Source organism: Streptomyces niphimycinicus, from assembly GCF_018883605.1.
Taxonomy (GTDB): Bacteria; Actinomycetota; Actinomycetes; order Streptomycetales; family Streptomycetaceae; genus Streptomyces; species Streptomyces niphimycinicus.
The window spans coordinates 1-5,651 of the sequence record NZ_JAHLEM010000935.1 but is presented as its reverse complement, the minus strand read 5'-3'; the positions used below and the strand labels follow the sequence as shown (position 1 = coordinate 5,651).

At 72.3% G+C, this 5,651-nt stretch carries 1 protein-coding gene; it reads left to right on the top strand.

Translation table 11 applies throughout. The features are described 5' to 3' along the window. The coding region (locus tag KN815_RS45705) for a type I polyketide synthase (RefSeq protein WP_216347694.1) at positions 1-5,651 on the top strand (5,651 nt) is incomplete at both ends.

Here is a 5,651-nt window from a genome sequence, read left to right as displayed (position 1 = left end):
CTGGGCGACCCGATCGAGGCGCAGGCGCTGCTCGCGACGTACGGCCAGGAGCGGCCGGAGGGGCGCCCGCTGTGGCTGGGCGCGCTGAAGTCCAACATCGGGCACACGCAGGCCGCCGCCGGTGTCGGCGGGATCATCAAGATGGTCATGGCGATGCGCCACGGAGTGTTGCCGCGGACGCTGCATGTGGATGAGCCGTCGCGACAGGTGGACTGGTCGGCGGGTGAGGTGCGGCTGCTGACGGAGGCCACCGAGTGGCCCGAGACCGGTCAGCCGCGCCGGGCCGGTGTCTCCGCCTTCGGTGTGAGCGGCACCAACGCGCACACCATCATCGAGCAGGCCCCGCCGGTCGACGAGGACGAGACCGAGCCGAGCTCGGTCTCCGACCAGGACAGCGGTGTGGCCACGTGGCTGCTGTCGGCTCGTGGCGCGGATGCTCTGCGGGCCCAGGCCGCCCGACTCAGCGCGTTCCTGCTCGAGCGGACCGAGCTGAGTCCCCTGGACGTCGGCCACTCCCTGGTTGCCGCACGGTCGACGTTCGAACACCGTGCGGTGGTGTCGGGCGCGCATCGTGCGGAACTCCTCCGCGGGCTCGAGGCGGTCGCCACCGGCGAAGCAGCTCCTGGCGTGGTCCAGGGCGTGGCCGGAACAGTGGTCAAGACGGCATTTCTGTTCTCGGGTCAGGGCGCGCAGCGTCTGGGTATGGGCCGGGAGCTGTACGAGGCGTTCCCGGTGTTCGCCCGTGCGCTGGACGAGGTGTGTGCGCGGCTCGACCTGCTGCTGGACCGTCCACTGCGGGAGGTGGTGTTCGCGGCGGAGGGGAGCGCGGAGGCCGCGCTGCTGGACCAGACGGCGTTCACCCAGCCCGCGCTGTTTGCCATCGAGGTGGCGCTGTTCCGGTTGCTGGAGCACTTCGGTGTCACCCCGGATGTGCTGATCGGCCACTCCATCGGTGAGATCGCCGCCGCGCATGTGGCCGGGGTGTTCTCGCTGGAGGACGCGTGCACGCTGATCGCGGCCCGCGGCCGTCTGATGCAGGCGCTGCCCGAGGGCGGCGCCATGGTGGCGGTGCAGGCGTCGGAGGAGGAGATCGCCGGTTCGCTGGCCGGCCGTGCGGCCGAGGTGAGCATCGCCGCCGTCAACGGCCCGAACGCCGTGGTCATCGCCGGTGACGAGGAAGCGGCGCTGGAGATCGCCGCCCAGTGGTCGGAACAAGGGCGCAAGACGAGCCGGCTGCGGGTCAGCCACGCGTTCCATTCGCCCCGCATGGACGCGATGCTGGACGACTTCCGCAAGGTCGTGCGCGGGCTGTCCTTCCAGACCCCCACCCTGGCGCTGGTCTCCAACGTCACGGGAGAGCCGGTCGGGGCCGATGAGGTCTGCTCGCCGGAGTACTGGGTGCGGCACGTCAGGGAGGCAGTTCGCTTCGCCGACGGCGTTCGCTCCCTGGAGGCCCAGGGCGTCACCGCCTACCTGGAGGTGGGCCCCGACGGTGTGCTCTCGGCGATGGCGCGGGAGTGCCTGACCGGAGAGGCGGTTTCGGCCCCGGTCGTGGTGCCGGTCCTGCGCAAGGAGCGTCCCGACGCACAGGCTCTGCTGGCCGCGCTGACCGAAGCCCACGTCCACGGCGTGGCGGTGGACTGGGAAACGGTCTTCGCCGGGCGGGGCGCCCGCACGGTGGAGCTGCCGACCTACCCGTTCCAGCGTCAGCGTTACTGGCTGGAGAGCACGAGCGCAGCGTCGGGTGGCTCCGCGGCCGCGGACACCGTGGACGCGCGGTTCTGGGACGCGGTGGAGCGCGAGGACCTGGGCGCGCTGGCGAAGGCGCTGGACGTCGACGGCGGCTCGCTGGGCGAGTTGCTGCCCGCCTTGTCGTCGTACCGACGGCAGCAGCGCGACCGGGCCACGGTCGACGGCTGGCGGTACCGCATCTCGTGGAAGCCCGTCTCGGAGAACCCCGCGGCCACGCTGTCGGGGACCTGGCTCGTGGTCCTTCCCGCCTCCGGCGCCGATGACGCGTTCGCCGAGTCGGTGTCCACCGCACTCCAGCGGCACGGTGCCGATGTCATGCGTGTCGTGGCCGACGAGGCCGACCTCGCCCCGGGCGTACTGGCCGAACGGCTGCGTGAGATCGCCGCCGGTCTGCCCGGAATCGGCGGTGTGCTGTCCCTGGTGGGTGTGGACGAGCGGCCCTGCACCGAGCACCCGGTGGTCTCCCGCGGACTCGCACTGACACTGATGCTGGTACGGGCTCTGGCCGAGGCGGACATCGAGGCCCGCCTGTGGTGCGGCACCCGCGGCGCCGTCTCGGTGGGCCGTTCCGACCAGCTCACGAGCACAACGCAGGCCGAAATATGGGGTCTCGGCCGGGTGGCGGCCATGGAACACCCGCGGATCTGGGGCGGCCTCGTCGATCTGCCCGGGACGCTGGACGAGCGCGCCGCCGCGCGGCTGGCCTGGACGCTGTCCGCCGAAGGCGGCGAGGACCAGGTGGCGGTGCGCGGCTCCGGAGCGTACGCCCGGCGCCTGTCCCGCGTCACCGCCGGAAACGAGTCGGCGGAGCGCGCGTGGCGGCCCCGGGGCTCGGTGCTGGTGACCGGTGGCACCGGTGCCCTGGGCGCGCACGTGGCGCGCTGGGCCGTGCGCGAGGGCGCCGAACACGTGGTGCTGACCAGCCGTCGCGGCCCGGCGGCCGAAGGCGCTGCTGAGCTCAAGGCGGAGCTGGAGGAACTGGGCGCCGAGGTGACCGTCGCGGCCTGCGACGCCGCCGACCGGGACGCCCTCGCCGCGGTGTTGGCCGCCATCCCTGAGCGGTATCCGCTGAGCGCCGTCGTGCACGCGGCGGGCATCCTGGACGACGGTGTGCTGGACGGCCTGACCGTCGACCAGCTCGCCGGGACCCTGACCGCGAAGGTCGAGGGCGCGCGGCAGTTGCACGAGCTGACCGAAGGACTGTCACTCGACGCGTTCGTACTGTTCTCCTCCTTCGCCGGCGTCGTCGGCGGCGCGGGCCAGGCCGCCTACGCGGCGGCCAACGCCTACTTGGACGCGCTGGCGCAGCAGCGCCGCGCCCAGGGCCTGGCCGCCACCGCGGTGGCCTGGGGCCCGTGGGCCGAGAGCGGCATGGCCGCGAGCGGCCGCGCCGGGGAGCGGATGCGTGGCGGGCCACTGCCCCCCATGACCCCCTCGCTGGCCGTGGACACGCTGCGCTGGGCCGTCGGCCAGGCCGAGCCCGCGCTGGTCGTGGCCGACATCGACTGGGCCGGTATGGCCTCGATGCTGAGCGCGGGCCCCACCGCCCTCGTGAGCGACATCCCCGAGGCGCGGGAACTCCTGGCCGCCTCGGGCGGTGCCACCGCCCGGACAGAGCCGGGATCCGGTCTCCGGGAACAACTGGCCGGACTCTCGGGCGCCGAACAGCAAGCCGTCCTCCTGGACCTCATCCGCACCCACGCGGCCTCGGCGCTCGGCCACTTCTCGGCGGACGCCGTCGAGCCCGGCCGTGCTTTCCGGGACCTCGGGTTCGACTCCCTCACCGCCATCGAGCTGCGCAACCGGCTGGACCTGGCCACCGGTCTGCACCTGCCGTCGACCCTCGTCTTCGACTACCCGACCGCCGAGGTGCTCGCCGGCCATCTGCGGGAGGAGCTCGGCGGAGCCCACACCGAGGCGGCCACCGCCGCGGTGTCGCGTCGTGCGCCCGCGGATGACGACGACCCCATCGTGATCGTGGCGATGAGCTGCCGCTTCCCCGGAGCCGTCGAGACCCCGCAGGACCTGTGGCGCCTCCTGGCCGAAGGCGGCGACGGCATCGCCGGGTTCCCCGGAGACCGTGGCTGGGACGTCGAGGGGATGTACCACCCGGACCCCGAGCACCCGGGCACCTTCTACGCCCGCGAGGGCGGCTTCCTCTACGGAGCACCCCAGTTCGACCCGGTGTTCTTCGGCATCTCGCCGCGCGAGGCGGTGGCCATGGACCCGCAGCAGCGGCTGCTGCTGGAGACCTCCTGGGAGGCATTCGAGTACGCGGGCGTCAAGCCGGCCGCGCTGCGGGGCACCCGGACCGGTGTGTTCGTCGGCACCAACGGCCAGGACTACTCCACGATCATGCTCGACGCTCCCGAGGACTTCGGTGGCCATGTGGGCACAGGCAGCGCGGCCAGTGTGGTGTCCGGGCGTATCTCGTACACGTTCGGCCTCGAGGGGCCGGCGATGACGGTGGACACGGCGTGTTCGTCGTCGCTGGTGGCGCTGCATCTCGCGGCGCAGGCACTGCGCCAGGGCGAGTGCGATCTGGCGCTCGCCGGTGGTGTGTCGGTGATGTCGACGCCCGGTGCCTTCGTCGAGTTCAGCCGTCAGCGCGGTCTGGCGCCCGACGGTCGGTGCAAGCCGTTCGCGGAGGGCGCGGACGGCACCGGCTGGTCCGAGGGCGTCGGCATGCTGCTGGTGGAGCGGCTGTCGGACGCGCGGAAGAACGGCCATCCGGTGCTGGCGGTGGTGCGGGGCTCGGCCATCAACCAGGACGGCGCTTCGAACGGTCTGACGGCGCCGAACGGGCCGTCGCAGCAGCGGGTGATCCGCCAGGCGCTGGCCAATGCCGGACTGTCGGCGTCCGAGGTGGACGCGGTCGAGGCGCACGGTACGGGTACGACGCTGGGTGACCCGATCGAGGCGCAGGCGCTGCTGGCCACCTACGGGCAGGAGCGGCCGGCGGACAGTCAGCTGTGGTTGGGGGCCATCAAGTCGAACATCGGTCATACGCAGGCCGCGGCCGGTGTGGCCGGGGTCATCAAGATGGTGCTGGCCATGCGTGAGGGCGTGCTGCCGCAGACGCTGCACGTCGGCGAGCCGTCCCGGGAGGTGGACTGGTCGGCGGGCGAGGTGCGGCTGCTGACGGAGGCCATCGCGTGGCCGGAGACGGGTCGGCCGCGCCGGGCCGGTGTCTCCTCGTTCGGACTGAGCGGAACCAACGCCCACACCATCCTCGAACAGGCTCCTGACCTGGAAGAGGCCGCGGCTGCGGAGACGGCCCCCGAGGCGCCGGTGTCGGCGGCCGTGGTGCCGTGGCTGGTGTCGGGGAAGAACCGGGAGGCGCTGCGGGCGCAGGCCGAGCGGCTGTACGACCATGTCGCGGCCAGGGAAGACGTCGGCGTGCTCGAAGTCGGGCACACCTTGGCGTCCAGGTCGGTGTTCGAGCACCGTGCCGTGCTGGTGGGTGAGGACCGGGAAACCCTTCTGCGCGGCCTGAGTGCTCTCGCGCAGGGCGGAATCGCCTCGGGAGTCGTCCAGGGTGAGGCCGTAACTGCTGGAAAGTCGGCCTTCTTGTTCTCGGGTCAGGGTGCGCAGCGTCTGGGTATGGGCCGGGAGTTGTATGAGGCGTTCCCGGTGTTCGCCCGTGCGCTGGACGAGGTGTGTGCGCATCTGGATGTGCTGCTGGACCGTCCGCTCACCGAGGTGATGTTCGCGGCGGAGGGGGGCGCGGATGCCGGGCTGTTGGATCGGACGGTGTTCACCCAGCCCGCGTTGTTCGCGGTCGAGGTGGCGCTGTTCCGGTTGCTGGAGCACTTCGGTGTCAGTCCGGATGTGGTGATCGGTCACTCCATCGGTGAGATCGCGGCGGCGCATGTGGCGGGGGTGTTCTCGCTGGAGGA